Origin of the sequence: Roseitranquillus sediminis (assembly GCF_016918935.1) — a bacterium.
GTDB classification, from domain to species: Bacteria; Pseudomonadota; Alphaproteobacteria; order Rhodobacterales; family Rhodobacteraceae; genus Roseitranquillus; species Roseitranquillus sediminis.
On the sequence record NZ_JAFFOB010000033.1, the window covers coordinates 1 to 349 of the forward strand.

1 protein-coding gene is annotated in these 349 nt (G+C 61.0%); it reads right to left on the reverse strand.

What is annotated here, in order from left to right; translation table 11 throughout:
- On the reverse strand, positions 1-349 hold a 349-nt coding region (locus JM664_RS18465; RefSeq protein ID WP_227421412.1), incomplete at both ends, for a hypothetical protein.

A 349-nucleotide genomic window follows, 5' to 3' on the forward strand; every position in this document is an offset into this window, starting at 1 on the left:
CGAGGATCGGAACGACCGGCATGATCTCCCGATAGGCCCAGGCCGCTCGAACGACGATGTTCAGCCATTCGCTGAAGACCGTGTAGGCGACGCCGAACGCCACAGCCACGACCAGAACCCGGCGTACCCGTTCAAAAGGCCACGTCGCATCCCCAACCAGGAAGAGCGACAAGAGCATCGTGCTCATTGCGATGAGAATGTCCCCACCCGTGCAATGCACGATCGCGAAGGCGATCTCGCCCCAGGTTCCCTCCAGCCAGATGGTGTATAAGGGGATGTGGCCGATCTCCCAGACCAGATGTGCGACGGCCGAGAACAGCACGTATCTCCGGAGAACCAGGAGCCAGTC